At 55.0% G+C, this 17238-nt stretch carries 12 protein-coding genes; 2 read left to right on the top strand and 10 right to left on the bottom strand.

Features of this window, described 5'->3' with window-relative positions; all coding sequences use genetic code 11:
- The 6 genes from GX466_03795 to GX466_03820 all read right to left on the bottom strand — a co-directional run.
- A partial coding sequence (locus GX466_03795) for a hypothetical protein (GenBank protein ID NLH93327.1) occupies positions 1-183 on the bottom strand: 183 nt, incomplete at its 3' end.
- Between the two features lie 155 nt (positions 184-338).
- Positions 339-2165 carry an ATP-binding protein gene (locus GX466_03800; GenBank protein ID NLH93328.1) on the bottom strand — a complete coding sequence of 609 codons (1827 nt, stop codon included), beginning with the start codon at positions 2163-2165 and terminating at the stop codon, positions 339-341.
- Positions 2166-2176: 11 nt separating this feature from the next.
- A complete protein-coding gene (locus GX466_03805) occupies positions 2177-2842 on the bottom strand; it encodes a hypothetical protein (protein NLH93329.1) in 666 nt (221 codons plus the stop codon).
- A gap of 589 nt (positions 2843-3431) precedes the next feature.
- A complete protein-coding gene (gene speE, locus GX466_03810) occupies positions 3432-4274 on the bottom strand; it encodes a polyamine aminopropyltransferase (GenBank protein ID NLH93330.1) in 843 nt (280 codons plus the stop codon).
- 5 nt (positions 4275-4279) lie between these two features.
- Positions 4280-4663: an adenosylmethionine decarboxylase gene (speD, locus tag GX466_03815; protein ID NLH93331.1), complete on the bottom strand. Its 384-nt coding sequence runs from the start codon at positions 4661-4663 to the stop codon at positions 4280-4282.
- Between the two features lie 115 nt (positions 4664-4778).
- Complete coding sequence (locus tag GX466_03820) at positions 4779-4919, bottom strand: hypothetical protein (protein NLH93332.1); 141 nt, start codon at positions 4917-4919, stop codon at positions 4779-4781.
- Between the two features lie 306 nt (positions 4920-5225).
- Here GX466_03820 and GX466_03825 point away from each other — a divergent pair, with 306 nt between their 5' ends.
- Positions 5226-7685 (top strand): FAD-dependent oxidoreductase, encoded by a 2460-nt coding sequence (locus GX466_03825; GenBank protein ID NLH93333.1) that lies wholly within the window; start codon positions 5226-5228, stop codon positions 7683-7685.
- A 372-nt stretch (positions 7686-8057) separates the two neighbouring features.
- Here GX466_03825 and dacB read toward each other — a convergent pair whose 3' ends face one another.
- From dacB to secA, 4 genes are all read right to left on the bottom strand, one after another.
- Positions 8058-9551 carry a D-alanyl-D-alanine carboxypeptidase/D-alanyl-D-alanine-endopeptidase gene (gene dacB, locus GX466_03830; protein NLH93334.1) on the bottom strand — a complete coding sequence of 498 codons (1494 nt, stop codon included), beginning with the start codon at positions 9549-9551 and terminating at the stop codon, positions 8058-8060.
- Positions 9552-9634: 83 nt separating this feature from the next.
- Positions 9635-10942 carry an FtsX-like permease family protein gene (locus GX466_03835; GenBank protein ID NLH93335.1) on the bottom strand — a complete coding sequence of 436 codons (1308 nt, stop codon included), beginning with the start codon at positions 10940-10942 and terminating at the stop codon, positions 9635-9637.
- On the bottom strand, positions 10912-13131 hold the full coding sequence (gene topA, locus GX466_03840) for a type I DNA topoisomerase (GenBank protein NLH93336.1): 2220 nt from the start codon (positions 13129-13131) through the stop codon (positions 10912-10914). The genes GX466_03835 and topA overlap by 31 nt, the downstream gene beginning before the upstream one ends.
- Positions 13132-13144: 13 nt before the next feature.
- Positions 13145-16309: a preprotein translocase subunit SecA gene (secA, locus tag GX466_03845; protein ID NLH93337.1), complete on the bottom strand. Its 3165-nt coding sequence runs from the start codon at positions 16307-16309 to the stop codon at positions 13145-13147.
- A 236-nt stretch (positions 16310-16545) separates the two neighbouring features.
- On the opposite strand from secA, the gene GX466_03850 reads away from it, so the two are divergent.
- Positions 16546-16854 (top strand): hypothetical protein, encoded by a 309-nt coding sequence (locus GX466_03850; protein NLH93338.1) that lies wholly within the window; start codon positions 16546-16548, stop codon positions 16852-16854.
- Positions 16855-17238: the final 384 nt, after the last annotated feature.

Genomic DNA, 17238 nt, shown 5'->3' on the forward strand with positions numbered 1-17238 from the left:
GATGAGATCGCAGCAGAACATATCAGCAGTGATGCCATTAATCACGCTGTCTGCATGATTAGCACAATATACGTGTTTCAAATCCACGTCATGTGGAATGGTTTGGGACGTCTCGCCATTGATCTGTTTCATGATCAAGGAAGCTTCAACCATCTTCCGATTTATCGTTTTTTCAGGTTTCATCTTACCTCCAAAAACCTGTTCATTATTGTTACTCTACCTGTCCAAGGCAGTTCCACATCTGCATACCTACTAACTGAGCAGAAACTATTAGAGGGAACTTTTTTGTCAAGCTTGAGCTCGATATTTTCAGAGACTGTGCTTCTCATCATATCCTGTTAGAATCCTATGCTTTTACTCACGCTGTTTGTCCACGGCTGTTCCAGGTCTGCGTATTTCAGCAGGTCTGGCAGGCTGAGGCGTCTGAATTCACCTGTCCGGCCGATTGCTTCGACACAGGCGTTTTGCACCACCAGCGCGATCTGTGCGCCGCTGAACTGGTATTTCCGCGCCAGAGGCTCAACATCGATATCCGCCGAGCCGGGAATCTCTTTTCTGAGATACAGCTTCCAGAGCTGGCGTCTGCATTCGAGGTCCGGCAGGCTGAACCTGAATTTGAGGTCAAAGCGGCGGAAGAAGGCCTCATCGAGGTTGTTTTCGAGGTTGGTGGTGAGGATCAGGATGCCCGGAAAGGTCTCCAGTTCCTCCAGAATGATGCTCTGGATGGCGTTTTCGATAGCATCGCATTCCGTAGTGATGGAGATCCTTGCATGGATCAACTGATCCGCCTCGTTCAGGAGGAAAACCGGGGCATTCTTTTCCCCGGCTGCCATCTCACGCATCTCAGTAAAGGCTTCCTTGACCAGCTTTTCCGTCTCGCCATAGTATTTATTCCGCAGTTCCGGCACATTGAGCGTCATCAGGTCTTTGCGCAGTTCTTTGGCAATTGCCCCCGCCGTGTAGGTCTTGCCGGTTCCGGGGGCGCCGTAAAGCAGCAACACCACACCCTGCCTGGCGTTTTCGGCTTTGAACCCCCATTTTGCCAGGGCTTCGCGTTTATCGCTCTTGCATTTGGTGATGATCTGGGCAATCAGTTGCTTGTCCGGGGCGGGAATTATCACATCGTCAAGAGTCTGGACAGGCCGGCTCTTTTGGAAATACGAACTCAGTTTTCCGGGCCTGGCTTTATCAATGGTTCTTGCCCTGTATCCAAGCGACTTCAGTATTTCCTGCGGAATGACCAAAGACAGTATCTGTCCCCTGAAAGAATGGGATTCTTTGCCGATCAATCCCAGCATTATCAACTTTGAGCCATCGCTTGTCAACTCTTGCTGCAGCAGCCTGAACCTGGGATCCGGCGCCAGGGACAGAGCCAGATCAAGCTCCGTGATCATGCCACCCCTATATAGCTGATGATACAGGACTACCAGTATGATGGACAATTGGTCGTCGCTTAGGCCGTGTTGGCTCGCCAGCGCTTTTATTCCCAGAGTGTCAGGAGCAGCCAGTATTCTCTCTTTGAGCAGGTTCAGGCAAGCCGATAGAATCGGATATTCCAGCATAGGAGACCGGCTGCCCAATTCGGAAAAGCTGTTATAGCAGAGATCGAAGACCAATCTCAGGTCGTTCAGAAAGTCGTCGTCATTCTGCCAATTCTCTTTCAGAATCATCTCCAGTTCTTTGTTCAGGTCCCTTCCCAATATCCTCAGGATGAGGTCTTTGCTCAGGTTGTATTCAGCCGATTGCAGGATGATGGGATTCAGAAAGTAGTTGCCGGTTATATTCTCATCAAAGCAGATGATATTGCGCGCCAGGAGCCTGGCGACATACTCCAGGCACTCCGAAACCCTGTGGCGCTCGATCCTGGCGCTCGCGCAGATGCAGGCCCAGTTGCTACCCCGGCCTGGCAGCTCAAGATGAAATTGCCAGAGATCGGCTATCACCATCACGTCCTGCCGTGTGAGGCCGTAACCCTCAAACAGGGGATGCGTTATCAACTGGCGGATATGCTTGTTCAGCAGCTTCGCCCTGGGCTTTGCTACGGGAACCATGTCCTGAGCGTGAGCCGATTCCAACTGATTATCCAGGTTAATAGACTGTTCCTGCGCATTCAATTCAAACAGCTTGTGCAGGATTTCTACCGGTTCAATACCCTCGATTTTCATTCATCATCTCCTTACAATGAGTCCCAATTCGTTAAGCCGTCAATGTTGTATGCTTTCTGGTATTCTGTCTGTCCTGCGATGATCAGGTCAGTAATGGCCAGAAAATGCTTTCTCACATCCGTTTCTGCGATTTGACCAAGCAATGCATCTCGCTCGCCTTCTGTCATTTTTGCGTAGCGGGTTGCCGATTTGAAGTAATTAGACCTGCGATTGGGCAAATCTTTCCCTCCGGTCGTGTCGATTTGCATCCTGCCTCCGGACGTTGTATAGCCAAAACACTCCATTACGATCTTGATCATATAGCCGATCATCTGTTTACGGGCTATGATCCCATCACTTTGGGGATACTTTTCCTCAAATATGGGGCCAAGTATCTCTGCCGCGGTTCTGTTTATCTCTGTAGCCGCTGTCATCCTGATGATGTTTTCCCTGGCGCTGATCAGTTCCCATGTTTCCCCGGCATCCGGATACTTGCTTACGCCCTCAAGTATCGCGGAAAGACGTGGGCTGAACAGGTTGAGGGGATAAGGATATTCAGCGCTGATGGCAAAGGGATAGCGCTTTCCAAGATACAAACGCTCCGCCCTTTGTTTTACCTCGGATAAATCCCCGGCAGCGTAGGCCTCCGCGGCCCTTCCGATCACGCTCAGCTTATCAAGTGTAAAATCATTCTTCATAATAAAAGCTCCTTATTGGTCGCAGAATATTGAGTGCTATATATCTGTCAAGTAGAATCTACTTCAAATCTTGGCAACAAGCCGCCTGGTGATTCCTATCTATATTGTATTACAGATTGTTATGAAATGCTATTGTTTATGCTTGAACCGACATCAGGATTTTCAAACCCTCATTTATATAATGTAATATCCTTATATATAATCCTCAGCTTAGGGTGAGGGATTGGGCTTGAGAATGCCGTCTGGCCGTTAAGGCCTTCTATCGCTTCCCTGACACGCCTCCCGCCTAATGCCCGCATTTGATGCGAGAATTGTGCGGGAGGCGCAGGAGGAAGAGAGACGCGGGCGCTAAGGACCTGGCTGGCATGACCCGGCAAAGGGTTGGCATATATGGCGCCAGGTTAGTTTGAAAGAGAGCTTTATTTAGTTTCGGACGCTCATCAGAAAGCAGCCTGAAAGGCCGTTTCCAATCTGAACAGGCATGAGCCGAAAATGAGGAAAAAGGGGCTGATAAACCCTACAAATAGGACAAAAGGATTTCGGGAGATGTGCCTTACCCCGGGACTGGCAGAATAGTTACTTGCCTAACTCAGCCGAGCTGCTCCAGCACAAAGGTGGGCAGGCTGAAAGAGGCGTAGTGCAAATCGCGGTTGTAGTAGCGGGTTGGAATGGCGGCGGCGCTGATTCTGGCCCCCACTTCCGGCGCGAGGGGGTCGGGGGATTTGGAGGCCATCTGGAAAAGCCAAAAGCCGGCCTGATAGGTCTGGATGGCGGCGCTGTAAGCCCGAACCAGCGGGAAAAGGGAGCGGAGGTCGCGGTGGACCTCGCCGATCAACTTGCCCAGTTCCGGGATCCAGGGGCTTTCCGACTGCAGGCAGAGGATCCCGCCAGGGTTGAGGGCACGCTCGCAATCGGTGAAAAAGGGTGCCCGGAAGAGACCTACCGCCGGTCCCACCGGGTCGGTGCTGTCGATGAGGATGACGTCAAACTTTTCTGTTGTGTCCCGCAGAAACTTGATCCCGTCAGTGAAGACAAGTTCCGCGCGGGGATCGTCCACGGCTGTGGCCAGTTCCGGGAAAAACCGGTTGGCAACACAGGTTACGCGCTCGTCCAGCTCCACCATTTTCACGCGGCGGACTGAGCCGTGCCGCAAAACCCGGGTCAAGGTCCCGCAGTCTCCGCCGCCGATGATCAGAACGCTTTGGGGCTGGGGATGGGTGAAAAGGGTCGGATGGACCATCATTTCGTGGTAGGTGAATTCGTCCCTTTCCGTAAGCATCAGCGCGCCGTCCAGCAGCAGAACTATCCCGAAAGAGGGGGTTTGCACAACCTCGATTTTCTGGAAGGGGCTCTGCTCGGAATACAGCAGCTTTTCCACCTCGAAAGCGAGCCCGTGATGGGGACTGTGAAAGTCGGTGTGCCAGTAATTCATGTGTGTCAATCCGGTTTGTGCTTGAGGGGTTCGCCGCCGGTGTCGAAGAGGCCTCTTCGGAGCTCTATCTTGCTGCTGTTTTTGCTCTTAAGGCACTTCTCCAGGTGGTTGAAGAGGTCCCAGGGTTCGATGGTTTCGCCGCAGGTGAAGATATCCACCGCCGCGTAGCTGTATTCCGGCCAGGTGTGGATAGCCACGTGCGATTCGGCGATCACCACCACGCCGCTGACGCCGTGGGGGCTGAAAGAGTGGAAAGTATCGGTGACGACGGTGGCTTTGCCGATCACGCAGGCGTCGATCAGAGCCGTGCGGATGGCCTGTTCGTCCTTAAGAATGTCTTTATCGCAGTCGTAAAATTCGACCAGTATCTGTCTGCCAAGTGCTTGCATTTTTTCTCCTCTGTGGTTTTATTGGAATGGTGAAGGCAAAGGAAAACCCGGGGTGGCCGGATATTGGGAAAACCTTCAATGAAAGCGTCCCGCTTTCGAGGCGGGTGCGGGTCCATCACCGCAGAGGCTTCAATGTTGCGCTAAAAACGGAAAGCTGTAGCAATACCTCCTCATCGTCCTGCCAGAGGGGGCGTAACATCCTGGCGTAGAGAGCTTCCCGATTGCTGTGGACACGGAAGAAACGGTCTCTAATCATGACGACTCCTTTTTTTAGCGAAATTTGGATGTCAATCAAAGCAGATGGCTGTTTCCTGTCAATAGAAATTGCGCCAGATAAATTCGGACCGGGCCAGATATCGGCTGGAACGTGATTTGGCCGATTCTCTCATTCCCATTCCGGAAATGCTTTTCCGGGGCAATGAGTTCATAGCGGTTAATTTCACAGGATTTTACTTGCCGGGGAACATATCTTGCGTATCTTTATTATTGGGGACCAGTATTCCGCCTGACCGCCCTGGTTGGCGGAAAAGTTCGCCAATTATCTTTTCCTGAAGGAGATACCATGGCCAGATACCTCATCGTGGGAGGTGTGGCTGGCGGCGCCACCACAGCTGCCCGACTGCGCCGGATGGATGAACACGCCGAAATCATCATGTTCGAGCGCGGCAATTACATATCCTATGCCAACTGCGGTTTGCCCTATTACATCGGCGGGGTGATATCGGAGCGGGACCGCCTCTTCGTGCAGACCCCGGAAAGCTTCAAAGCCAGGCTGAACATTGATGTCCGCACCAACACCGAGATCATTTCCATCGACCGCGCGGCCAAAACCGTGACCGCCAAAGACCTCAAGAGCGGCAAAGAGTACGTCGAAAAGTATGACAAACTGGTGCTTTCGCCTGGCGCGGAACCGGTTCGCCCGCCGCTGCCGGGAATCGACGACCCCTCCGTTTTCACCCTGCGCAGCGTTCCGGATACAGACCGCATCAAGGAATACCTGGAGGAACACCGGGTTCGCCACGCCGTGGTGGTGGGAGCGGGATTCATCGGTGTGGAAATGGCCGAAAACCTGCATCACAAGGGCATAATGGTCTCCATCGTGGAGATGGCTCCGCAGGTGATGACCTATCTGGATTTTGAGCTGGCAGCCCAGGTGCACCAGCATCTGAAAGCCAAAAACGTGGGACTCTACCTGGGCGAGGCCGTGAAAGCCTTCGAGCGCGACAGCGATGGGCTCAGGGTCCGCCTGGCCAGCGGCAAAGCCATTCCCGCGGACCTGGTGATCCTCTCCATCGGCGTGAAGCCGGACAGCCGTCTGGCTGAGGCCGCGGGTCTGGAACTTGGCCCCAGCAAGGGAATCCTGGTGAATGAATATCTCCAGACCTCCGATCCAGATATCTACGCCGTGGGCGACGCCATCGCGATGGACAATCCCATCACCGGCAAAACCTCCCTCACCTTTCTGGCCGGCCCAGCAAACAAACAGGCCCGCATCGCCGCCGACAACATCGTTCTGGGCAACCGGCGCAAATACTGCGGCTCCATCAACACCGCCATCGCCAAGATCTTCGACATCACGGTGGCCGCGGCGGGAATCTCCAAAAAGGCTCTGGAGCAGGAAGGCATCCCCCATTATACCTCCATCGTCCATTCCTCCTCACACGCGGGCTACTATCCGGACGCCCTGCCCCTCACCGTCAAGATAGCTTTCTCCAGCGAGGACGGACGCCTCTACGGCGCTCAGGTGGTGGGTTTCGACGGTGTGGACAAACGCATCGAGATGCTGGCCCACATCATCAAGCACAAAGAGACCGTGCACGACCTGGTGGAACTCGAACACGCCTACGCGCCACCATTTTCCAGCTCCAAGGATCCCGTGAACCTGGCCGGCATGGTGGCGGAAAACATCCTCACCGGAGTTTGCAAGGTAATCCACTGGGACGAATTGGAGCAACTGGACCCCGCCAACTCCGTCCTGATCGACGCGCGCACTGCCATGGAATTTGGCCTGGGCAGCATCAAAGGAGCCATCAATCTGCCTGTGGACGAGCTGCGCGGCAGATTGGCAGAGGTTCCCCGGGGAAAGAAGATCGTTGTCTTCTGCGGCACCGGCCATCGCAGCTATTTCGCCTGCCGCATCCTTACCCAGAACGGCTTTGACGAAGTTTACAACCTCTCCGGTGGCTACACCACCTACGAGCAGGCCCACAAACCCCAAACCAACGAGGACATCTTTTCCAGCGACTACATCGACAAGGACGACCAAATGTATAAAAAAGAAGATACTTCCACAGCCGGAGGACGCACCGTGGAAGCCGACGCCTGCGGGCTGCAGTGCCCCGGGCCCATTGTGCGCCTCAAGATAGAGATGGACAAATTGCTCGAAGGCGACAAACTGCGTATCTCAGCCACCGACCCGGGCTTCGTGAAAGACGTTCCCGCCTGGTGCAAAATGACCGGAAACACCCTGATCGGCATCGAGGAAATCGGCAAAAAATACGTGGCCACCGTCCTCAAGGGCGGCGGCGAGGAAGTTGGCGCCTCGGGCGGCGGCCGCAACAAGACCATCATTGTCTTCAGCGACGCTCTGGACCGCGCCCTGGCCTCCTTCGTGATCGCCAACGGCGCCGCCACCACCGGCAAAAAGGTGACCATGTTCTTCACCTTCTGGGGACTGAATGTGATCAAGAGACACCACAAGCCCAAAATCCAGAAAGACTTGATGGGCAAGATGTTCGGTATGATGCTGGCCGGTAGCAGCCGTTCGCTGGGGCTTTCCAAGATCAATTTCGGTGGCATGGGTCCCGTCCTGATGCGCAAGCGCATGAAAGACAAGAACGTGGACCAGCTTGAAACGATGATCCTCCAGGCCCAGAAAGCCGGCGTGGAAATGATCGCCTGCCAGATGTCCATGGATATCATGGGCGTGAGCCCGGAAGAGCTGATGGATGGCATAACCATCGGCGGAGTTGCGACTTACCTCTCCGAAGCCGAGCAGGCCAACATCAACCTCTTCATCTGAGATAGACCCCATCCGAATATAAAGCCCGGCGCGTTCCGGGCTTTTTTTGCTCTCTTTCAAACCCGACTCACAGAATCTGGGCAGAATTCCCTGTCCGGCCCGGTTTTCGTGACTTGATCCGTGCTTTACCCCATCCCATACACATCTCATTCACTTCCCGCTAAGTTCCCACTCGTCAAACGGGAAGTCAACGGGATGTAAGTTAGAGGCTAGTGGGATAGGGCAAAGGACGAATAGGTTGGCGTGTAGTGAGTTACCAGCTTTTTTCAGAAAAAACAGCTATCTTCGCCCTGCCTTTGTAGATAAAGTCTGTGCCTCTGAGACACTTTCCCTCCGCTATGCCCTGATTTGAAAAGCTTTGGTAACCGGAGTTTAATCTCCGGAATAACGCAGCAGGGTGTCGCAGACGCTGGCCTGCCATTTTTTGGCGTTGGCGACGTTGCTCACATTGTTGCAGATGATAACGAAGGCGTAGAGTTCGCCATCCTGGGCGCGTAGGTATCCAGCCAGGTTGCTCACGTCCCTCAGATAGCCGGTTTTTCCGTAGAGGCGACCCTTGCCTTTGAGTTCGGTGAACCTGCTTCTCAAAGTTCCGTCCTCACCGGGTAAAGCCAGACTGTTGAGAAAAATGTCGAACCAATCCTGATGGTAAGCGTGGCTGAGGGTCAGGCCGAGATGCGAGGCGGAACAACTGTTTTGGCGGGCCAAACCGGAGCCGTCTATGACATTGAAACCCTCGCCCGGGATGCCTTTCGCCGCGAGGAGTTCCTCAACCCGGACCGCGCCGTTTTCCACGCCTGCGCCGATGTTGCAGAGCAGGTTTTCGGCAATCATGTTGGAGCTGGTTTTAAGCATTACCCCCAAGATGTCGCTTAGCGGAAAAGAATCGAACACGAACAGAGTTTCGAGGCTGTCGTGGATGGCGGGGTCTTCTTCCAGCACGGTTTTCCCGGAAATGGATAATCCTTTCTCCGAGAGGGTGTTCCGCAGCATCCGCAGCGTGAAAAGAGGCGGATTACGCACCGCGGCGGTGAGGTATTCCGGGGTGTCCACACCCAGTTTTCCCTTCAAAGTAACTCTGCTATTATCTTCGGAAACTTGCAGCCAGATGCCGGCGGAGCCCTTCTCCGCGACCGTGGTTATCTGGTTGTCGAGCTCAAAATAGTTGTAGCCGTGGCGGGGATATGCCCTGGCTTTTTCCCCCGCCTGGGAAGAGCCTTTGAGGACGAAGCGCACCATATTGGCGTTGAAAGAGAGGGCACCAACTCCAGGCGAAAAACCGTAAGGCAGGTTATGGGCTTCCCAGCTTGGGTTGTAAGGATATGTGGGATATAGGCTTATATCTCCGACCAAGTTGCCTCTGACCCGCCTGATGTCCCTCGCTTTCAAAGAATCAGCCCACATTTCGAACACCCGGTGCGGCCCCTCTGGATAGAAAGCCTCCATCCAAGTGGGGTCTCCGCCGCCCTTGATAACCAAATCCCCCTCCAAAACGCCATCGCGGACTTCGCCGCGGATGCCGATCTCTGTCTGGAAGCGGTGTCCGGGGCCGTAGGTCTCCAGCGCGCCGATGCCTGTATAAAGCTTTTGCAGAGAGGCAGGCATGAGTTCCTTGCCAGCCCCGTATCCGTAAATCAGGCTGCTGTCCTCCGGAGCGTAGAAAGCCACCGCGACGCTGGCGCCATTCACCAGCGACGAATCCATAAGCCCGTCCAGAGCGGATTTCAGGCCCTGAGTATCCAGAACCTGTCCCCACAGCGGAACACCAGCCAGGCTGAAACAGGCAAAAACCAACAGCAACAGTTTGACGCTGTAACCCTTCCGTAGCCGGAAGTGCATCAACCGGGAAATCGAAAACTTAGTCATGGTCGCAATAGTGTAAATCTTTAACAGCGTGTCAAGCCAAATCCCGTTTGCCAGGTCCACACCCCGCATCGGGGCAAATTGGTTTACGAGAAATAGTAAATGGCCTTGATCGGATCGACGGAAGCAGCTTTGAGAGCCGGATACAACCCCGAAACAAAGCCTGTGACAAGAGAAAAGAACAGGCCCACCAGCACGCCCTGAACAGGCAAATAGAGGGGAAAATCAATGGCCTTGCTGATCAGGCTGAGGGCGGTCCAGGCCAGCAGAATCCCCAGCAGCGCTCCCAACAGGGCCAGGGCCAGGGCTTCGAAAATGAAATAGTAAAAGATGTCCTTTTCCGTGGCGCCCACGCTTTTGCGCACCCCGATCTCGGTCATCCGCTCCTGGATCGAGATCAGCAGGGTGCTGAAAAGCCCGATGCCTCCAACGATGAGGGATATGGAGGCGATGGCGATGAGCGTGATGTTCCACTTTTCCATGTAGCCTTCTATCTCCTTTGTGATGGTGAGGATAAGCTCCCCCACATCCAGGAAGCTGAAATTGGGATACATCCGGTGCCGGGCCAGCAGCAGTTGCCGGGCCTGGGTTTTCAGCTCGCGGAACTCCTCTTCGTCATGAGCCTGAAGGTAGATCATGTGCACGCCCTTGTTGGTCCCGAAACGGTAAGCGCCATATTTAAGGGGCAGATACACCGCGCTGAGCTCGTCTTTGCGTTCCCAGGCGTTGAAGTTCATCCCGCCGCCGCTGGAAAGCTGGTCGTCCTTGAGCACGCCCACCACGCGCAGACGGTGTTCCCCCAGCTGCAGAACCTTGCCCACCGGGTTCGCGTTGCCATATTGCTCCCGGGCAAAATGGTAGCCTAAGACAGCCGCGGGCAGAACGTTGTCGTTCTCATACTGGTTGTAGTAGCGGCCGTGGAGGATGGGATAGGTCTTGTTGGTGAAGAAGCTTGGGTCGGTGGCGCGGAGCTGGACCTGTTTGTCCTTGTTGCCGAGCTTCATCACCGCCGTGCTCATGATCATGGCGTAGCTGCTCTTGTGAGGCAGGGACGATTTGAGGGCCAGGTAGTCGTCGTAGCTGATGGTTCTCACGCTCTGCTCGGCGCGGCGGAGGGCCCGGCGCCGGCTTCTGTGGCCGAAAACCTGGTCCGGTGTATCCGCCGCGATCACCACCGAAAGGTCCCAGCCCATGCCTTCCATGTTCTTGCTGATAAGGTGCTTGAGCGCGTAAACGCTGGAAAACATGGACACCACGGCCAGCACGCCGATGACAATTCCCGTGAGGGTCAGCAGCGAGCGCATTTTGTGGTTCATGATGCTCTGGAACGCGCTGCGCAAGGCGTCCCAGGCCGGAACGCGCGTTATTCCATAACGCTTTTGCACTGCGGGCATTGCTTGTAATTACCCTTGGCTTTGCTGTATTTTTCCTGGATGAAGGGGTGGCCGCAGTTAGGGCAGGCGATGGGCAGCGGTTTGTCGTTCGTGATGTATTTGCAGTCGGGATAACGGGTGCAGGACCAGAATGGCTTGCCCTGCTTGTTGCGGCGCTGGTTTATCTCGCCCTCATGGCATTCCGGGCAAGTGATGCCGGTAGTTTTGGGGCGGGAGAATTTGCATTTGGGATAGTTGCTGCAGGCGATAAAGACTCCGAATCTGCCGCTCCTCTCCACCAGGGGGCTGCCGCACTGGGGGCATTTCTCATCCAGGGTTTTGGGCACCGCGATCACGATCCTGCCGTTCTCGTCCCGGCTGAAATTCTTGCTGTTGCGGCAGGCCGGAAAGCGGTTGCAGGCCAGGAATTCACCGTTTTTTGAACGTTTTATCACCATTTTGCCCTCGCCGCAGACTTCGCAGACCAGGTCCGTTTCCTGGGTGAAGGCGCTTTTTTCCTTCTTGATATCCAGGCCCTTGATCAATTTGCCCAGCTCCTCGTAATAGCTTTGCACAAGTTCATGCCAGACAGCCTTTTTCTCCTCGACCTCGTCCAGCTTGGTTTCCATTTGAGCGGTGAAACTAACGTTGAAGATGGAGTCGAAATTAGCCACCAGAAAGCGGTTGACGTCGTTGCCCAAATCCGTGGGATAAAAGCTCTTCTTTTCCATGCCCACGTATTTGCGCTTTTTGATGGTGCTGATGATGCTGGAATAGGTGGAGGGGCGGCCGATGCCTTTGGCCTCAAGTTCTTTTATCAGTGAGGCTTCGGTGAAGCGCGGAGGCGGAGTGGTGAAATGCTGGGAGCGCTTGAGGGCGTCATGCTCGAGTTCATCGTTTTGGGAGTAGGCAGAGTGGATTTGCGCGCCTTCAACAAACACCACGTGAGGATAGGCCTTCATGAAACCCTCTTCCACCACGCGGTTGCCGCTGGCGGCGAATATGGCTTCGCCCAGGCCGATCTTAGCTGAGGTGTTTTCCAGCTTCACGGGCTTCATCTGCGTGGCAACAAAGCGTTGCCAGATAAGGGTGTAAAGTTTCAGCTGCTCCTTGCTGAGGCTGGCGGCCACGCTCTCCGGAGTGTGAAAGGCGTCGGTGGGCCGGATAGCCTCGTGGGCATCCTGGGCTGAGGATTTGTTCTTGTAAACCCTGGCGGTGTCATGCAGCATATCGGCGCCGAAGCGCTCTTTGACCAGGCCGCGGCAGTTTTCCACAGCCTCGGTAGCGATACGAACGCTGTCTGTGCGCATGTAGGTGATCAGGCCGGTGGTTTCGCCCTTGAGGGCTATTCCCTCATAGAGTTGCTGGGCAATGGACATCGTCCTTTCCGAAGTAAAACCCAGCAATTTGGAAGCTTCCTGCTGCAGGGTGCTTGTGATGAAAGGCGGCTGGGGCTGCAGGTTGCGCAGGGTGCGTTTGATCTCACTAATCACAGCCAGGGAGGAACTGACTTTTTTGGCTATCTCGATGGCTTTGGCCTCGTCCGGGATCTCGAATTTCTTGCCCTGCCATTTTTCCAGACTGGCTTTGAAAGGGGGAAACTCATCCTTCCAGAAACTGGCTTCCAACTTCCAGAATTCACGGGGCACAAATGCCCCGATTTCCTGTTCCCGTTCGCAGATCAGGCGCAGCGCCACACTCTGCACACGGCCGGCGCTGAGGTCTTTGGCGATAACTTTCCAGAGCAGGGGCGAAACAGTGTAGCCCACGATGCGGTCAAGCACTCTCCGGGCCTGCTGGGCATCCACCTTGGCCATGTCAATTTCCCCCGGCTCTTCGATCGAGGCGGTGATGGCCTTGCCAGTTATCTCATTGAAAACTATGCGGTAAACAGGCTTCCCTGCCAGTTCCTTTGCCAAAACCCTGGCCAGATGCCAGGCTATGGCCTCTCCCTCGCGGTCGTGGTCGCTGGCCAGATAGACCGCCGGGGCTTCTTTGGCCGCGGCGCGCAGTTCGCCGATGGTCTTAGATTTCTTTTTGTCTATTTCGTAAGCCGGCCGGAATTGGTTGTTAACATCCACTCCCAGCTCGTGTTTGGGCAGGTCACGCACGTGGCCCATAGAGGCTTTCACGGAAAACTTGTTTTGCAGGAGCTTGGAGATTGTGCCCGCCTTGGCGGGGGATTCAACAATGATCAAACCTTTGTTCATTTCTTCCTCTTAATCATTCGGAATCGGCAAAGCGCCCGCAGCAGTTCTTGTATTTCTTGCCGCTTCCGCAGGGACAGGGATCGTTGCGTCCCACCTTCGGAGCAACGTGCACAGGCCGGGGTTTGGCTACTTCACCGCCGTAAGGTCCTGAAAACTGAGGCGGTTCACTGGCATTTTGCGAGACCTGCAAAGTCTGGTCCTGGATAAAGGCGCTCATGTCCTCATGCTGGGTTTTGGCCTTGTTGAGCATGCTCTCCATCTGTTCCTGGGAGAGGATGTAGGTTGTGAAAACCTTCTTGGTTACGTTGTCCTGGATGCGGGAGATAAGGTTTTCAAAGAGTTCGTAGCTCTCACGCTTGTATTCGACCAGCGGGTCTTTTTGCGCGTAGGAACGCAGATGCACGCTTTCCTTCAGCAGGTCCATCTCGTGCAGGTGGTCGCGCCATTCGTCATCCACCACCTCCAGCACGCTGCGGCGCTCGATGTCGCGCATCATCTCCTCCCCTACCTGGGCTTCCTTTTTCTCGTAGGCCTGCATCACCAGTTCCCGCAGGATGTCTTCCAGCATGGACTTGGTGAGATGGTCACTTTGAAGCTCATCAGGGTCGATGGCCACGTTGAGGTTGTTCCGGAACCAGACGCAGAGACGCTGCAAATCCCAATCCTCAGAATAACTGCTGGCAGAGGTGTGTTCATCCACCACGCGCAGCACGGCTTCAGCCACCATTTCCTGCACCTCGCGCTTCAGCGAAAAGCCTTTCAGCACGCTGCGCCGGTAGGAATAGATCACCTCGCGCTGCTGGTTCATCACCTCGTCGTATTTGATCAGGTTTTTTCGGATCTCGAAGTTGTGCTCCTCCACCCGTTTCTGGGCCCGCTCCACCGTTTTGGTCATCCAGGGATGGCGGATGGCGTCGCCGGGTTTAATTCCCATCTTCATCATCATAGGCGCGATGCGGTCTCCGCCGAACAGGCGCATCAGGTCATCTTCCAGGGAAAGGTAGAACCTCGAGGTGCCGGGATCGCCCTGACGCCCTGCCCTGCCTCGCAACTGGCGGTCGATACGGCGGCTTTCATGGCGTTCGCTGCCGATCACGTGCAAGCCATCCAAAGGCTGGCCGTAGGGAAACTCGTCAGTTACTGCTGAGTCGATCCCGCGGTAGTTTTCGGTGCTTTGGGTCACCACTCCCGGGCCCAGTTTGATGTCTGTGCCGCGGCCGGCCATGTTCGTGGCGATGGTCACCGAGCCCGGTTTTCCCGCGGAGGTGATGATCTCAGCCTCGCGCTGGTGCTGGCGGGCGTTCAAAACACTGTGGGGAATGTTGCGGCGGCGCAGCAGCCGGCTGATCGTTTCCGAAACCTCCACGCTCACGGTGCCCACCAACACAGGTTTTTGCAGTTCGTGCCAGTAGATGATCTCGTCCATCAGTGCCTGATATTTTTCGTTCTTGGTCATGTAGATCACGTCCTCGTGGTCCACGCGGGTCACGGGAACGTTGGTGGGAATGGTCATCACCGGAAGGTTGTAAATCTCTATGAATTCGGCCTCTTCAGTCACCGCGGTGCCGGTCATGCCGGAAAGCCGCTCGAACATCCTGAAGTAGTTCTGCAGGGTGATGGTGGCAAAAGTTTGGGTTCCGGCCTCGATGGTGACGTTTTCCTTGGCCTCCAAAGCCTGATGCAGCCCGTCGGAGAACCTGCGTCCCGGCATCTGGCGTCCGGTGAATTCATCCACGATGATCACCTTGTTGTCGATAACCACGTATTCCTTGTCATTTTCAAAGAGGGTGTAGGCTTTGAGCAACTGGTTGATGTTGTGCAGCTTTTCGCTCTTGTCCATGAAGCGGTTTGTTTCCAGGGTCTTGCGTTTGATCCTGTCCGCTTCGGAGAGGCTTTCGTCCTCGTCAACCCGGTTCAGCACATCATCCAGGCTTTCCACCACAAAGAGGTTCTTTTCATGGCGGGAAAGCAGTTCGCGCCCCTTTTCGCAGAGGTCAACGCTGTTCTGGCGCTCTTCCACGACATAGAAAAGCTTCTCGTCCAGCTCGTGCATTCTCTTGTCACGCAGATAGATGCCTTCCATGTCATTAACCAGCTTCTTCAGCCAGCTTTCCTGCATCAGCTTGGCGAAGGCTTTGTTGCGCGGGGCGGCGCGCTGCACGATGAGCAGGTTGGTGGCCAGGCGGTCCATGTCCGCCGCGGGATTATCCTCGCGGATATCTTCACGGATTTCGCTTAACACCCTCTGCACCATGCTGTTCTGTGACTGCACCAGTTGGTTGATCTGAGGCCGCAGTTCAGGGTAGAAATTCTTGTCCTGGGCAATGGGGCCACTGATGATCAGGGGTGTGCGCGCTTCGTCGATGAGGATGCTGTCCACCTCGTCCACGATGGCGTAGTAAAAATCCCGCTGCACCAGTTGCTGCGGTGAAACCGCCATGTTGTCACGCAGGTAGTCAAAACCGAATTCGCTGTTCATGCCGTAAGTGACGTCGCAGAGATAGGCTTCCTTGCGTTCCTCAAAACTCATGCCGGTGGTGATGCAGCCAACTTTCATCCCGTGGAAGTTGAAAACGGGCGACATCCATTCCGCGTCACGTGAGGCCAGATAGTCGTTCACCGTCACCAGATGGACCCCGCGGCCCACCAGGGCGTTCAGAAACAGCGGCAGCGTGGCCACCAGAGTCTTACCCTCGCCGGTGGCCATTTCGGCGATCTTGCCGTCGTGCAGGGCCATGCCGCCGATCAACTGCACGTCGAAGGGCACCATGTTCCACTTCAGCATGTGTCCGCGCACTTCAAATTCCTGGTCCACGAGGCGGCGGCAGGTTTCCTTCACCAGAGCGAAAACCTCCGGCAGATAGTCGTCCAGGGTAGATTGGGTGAGTGCTTTGAGCTGTTTTCTGGTCTCATCGATACGGTTGTCGATGCGGTTGCGTTCGCTTTCCTCTGCTTCTTCACGGAATCTGCGTTCCAGGTCATCCAGCGTTTCCCGCAGGTCGCGCAGTTTTTCAGCAATTTCGCCGCGGATGTCTGCCACCCGTTCCCGGAGCTGATCGTCGTCATACTGGTGCAAGCCTTCAAAGATGAGGTTGATCGCCTCAACCTGGGGCGAATACAGGTTCAAGTCGCGGGTGCTCTTGTCCCCGAAAATCTTGCGGAGTAGTTTTTCCAGCATAAATAAGTTCCTTATATCATGTGCGCCTGCCCGTGTCCAGACCGGCGAAACAATGTTGCTTGATGGTTGGGTCAGAAAATCGTTTCCCCTGATTGTGTCAACACTTTATATGCCTCGCGGAACCATAAGGCGACACCGGAAAAAAGCTTGCGGCATCTTTTTGCTTGACAGCGGAGCCCTGTTCCGTTTAGGTTAAGCGTGAGCATCCAAAATCAATGACTAACAAGGAATAAAACATGAAAACACGCATCCTGCTCCTCGCCACCCTGCTTATTCTGCTGCTGGCAGCCTGTGGAACCAACCAGGGCGCGGCTGGCTCCGGTTCTGCGTCCGAATACGGTTATCTCAATCTGTCCGGCAGCATGAAAAACCGCGAAGCCTGGGTGGATGGGGTCCAAATGGGTATCGATCCCGAAGCCGACAACCACCGCGTTCGCCTCACAATCGGGATCCACAAGCTGGAATTCCGCTCCGCAAACCGCATTTTACGGGCCGATGAGATTCTGATCGAAGCCGGGAAAACCCTCGAAATCCCGATTCCCTGAGAGGGTTGCGCTTAAACTAAGTGGCTCGCTTTCAAATCGCGTGGGTGATCTGGCTAACCGAACCCGTAGGGCTGCATAACGATAGCGAGGGGCGGTGGGCTGGCGTAGAGCGAGGAACGAGCATCGACGACAGCAACATTTCCTGCCGTCCATGCTCCCTGCGTTCGCTGGACGCCAGGCTCCAGGATACATCATCCCGGACGTCACCGAGCTTGTGAGGTGACATTGATCCGGGATCCATGAAGGGATGTACACTGGATTCCGGGTCAAGCCCGGAATGACGTGGATTTAGGGGCGGGTGGTGGTTTATAGGCTATTCCACCCCGGTCTGGATTCCGGGTCGAGCCCGGAATGACGTGGATTTGGGAGTTTCGGCGCTTCGGC

Source organism: Candidatus Cloacimonadota bacterium (genome assembly GCA_012516855.1).
Classification (GTDB): Bacteria; Cloacimonadota; Cloacimonadia; order Cloacimonadales; family Cloacimonadaceae; genus Syntrophosphaera.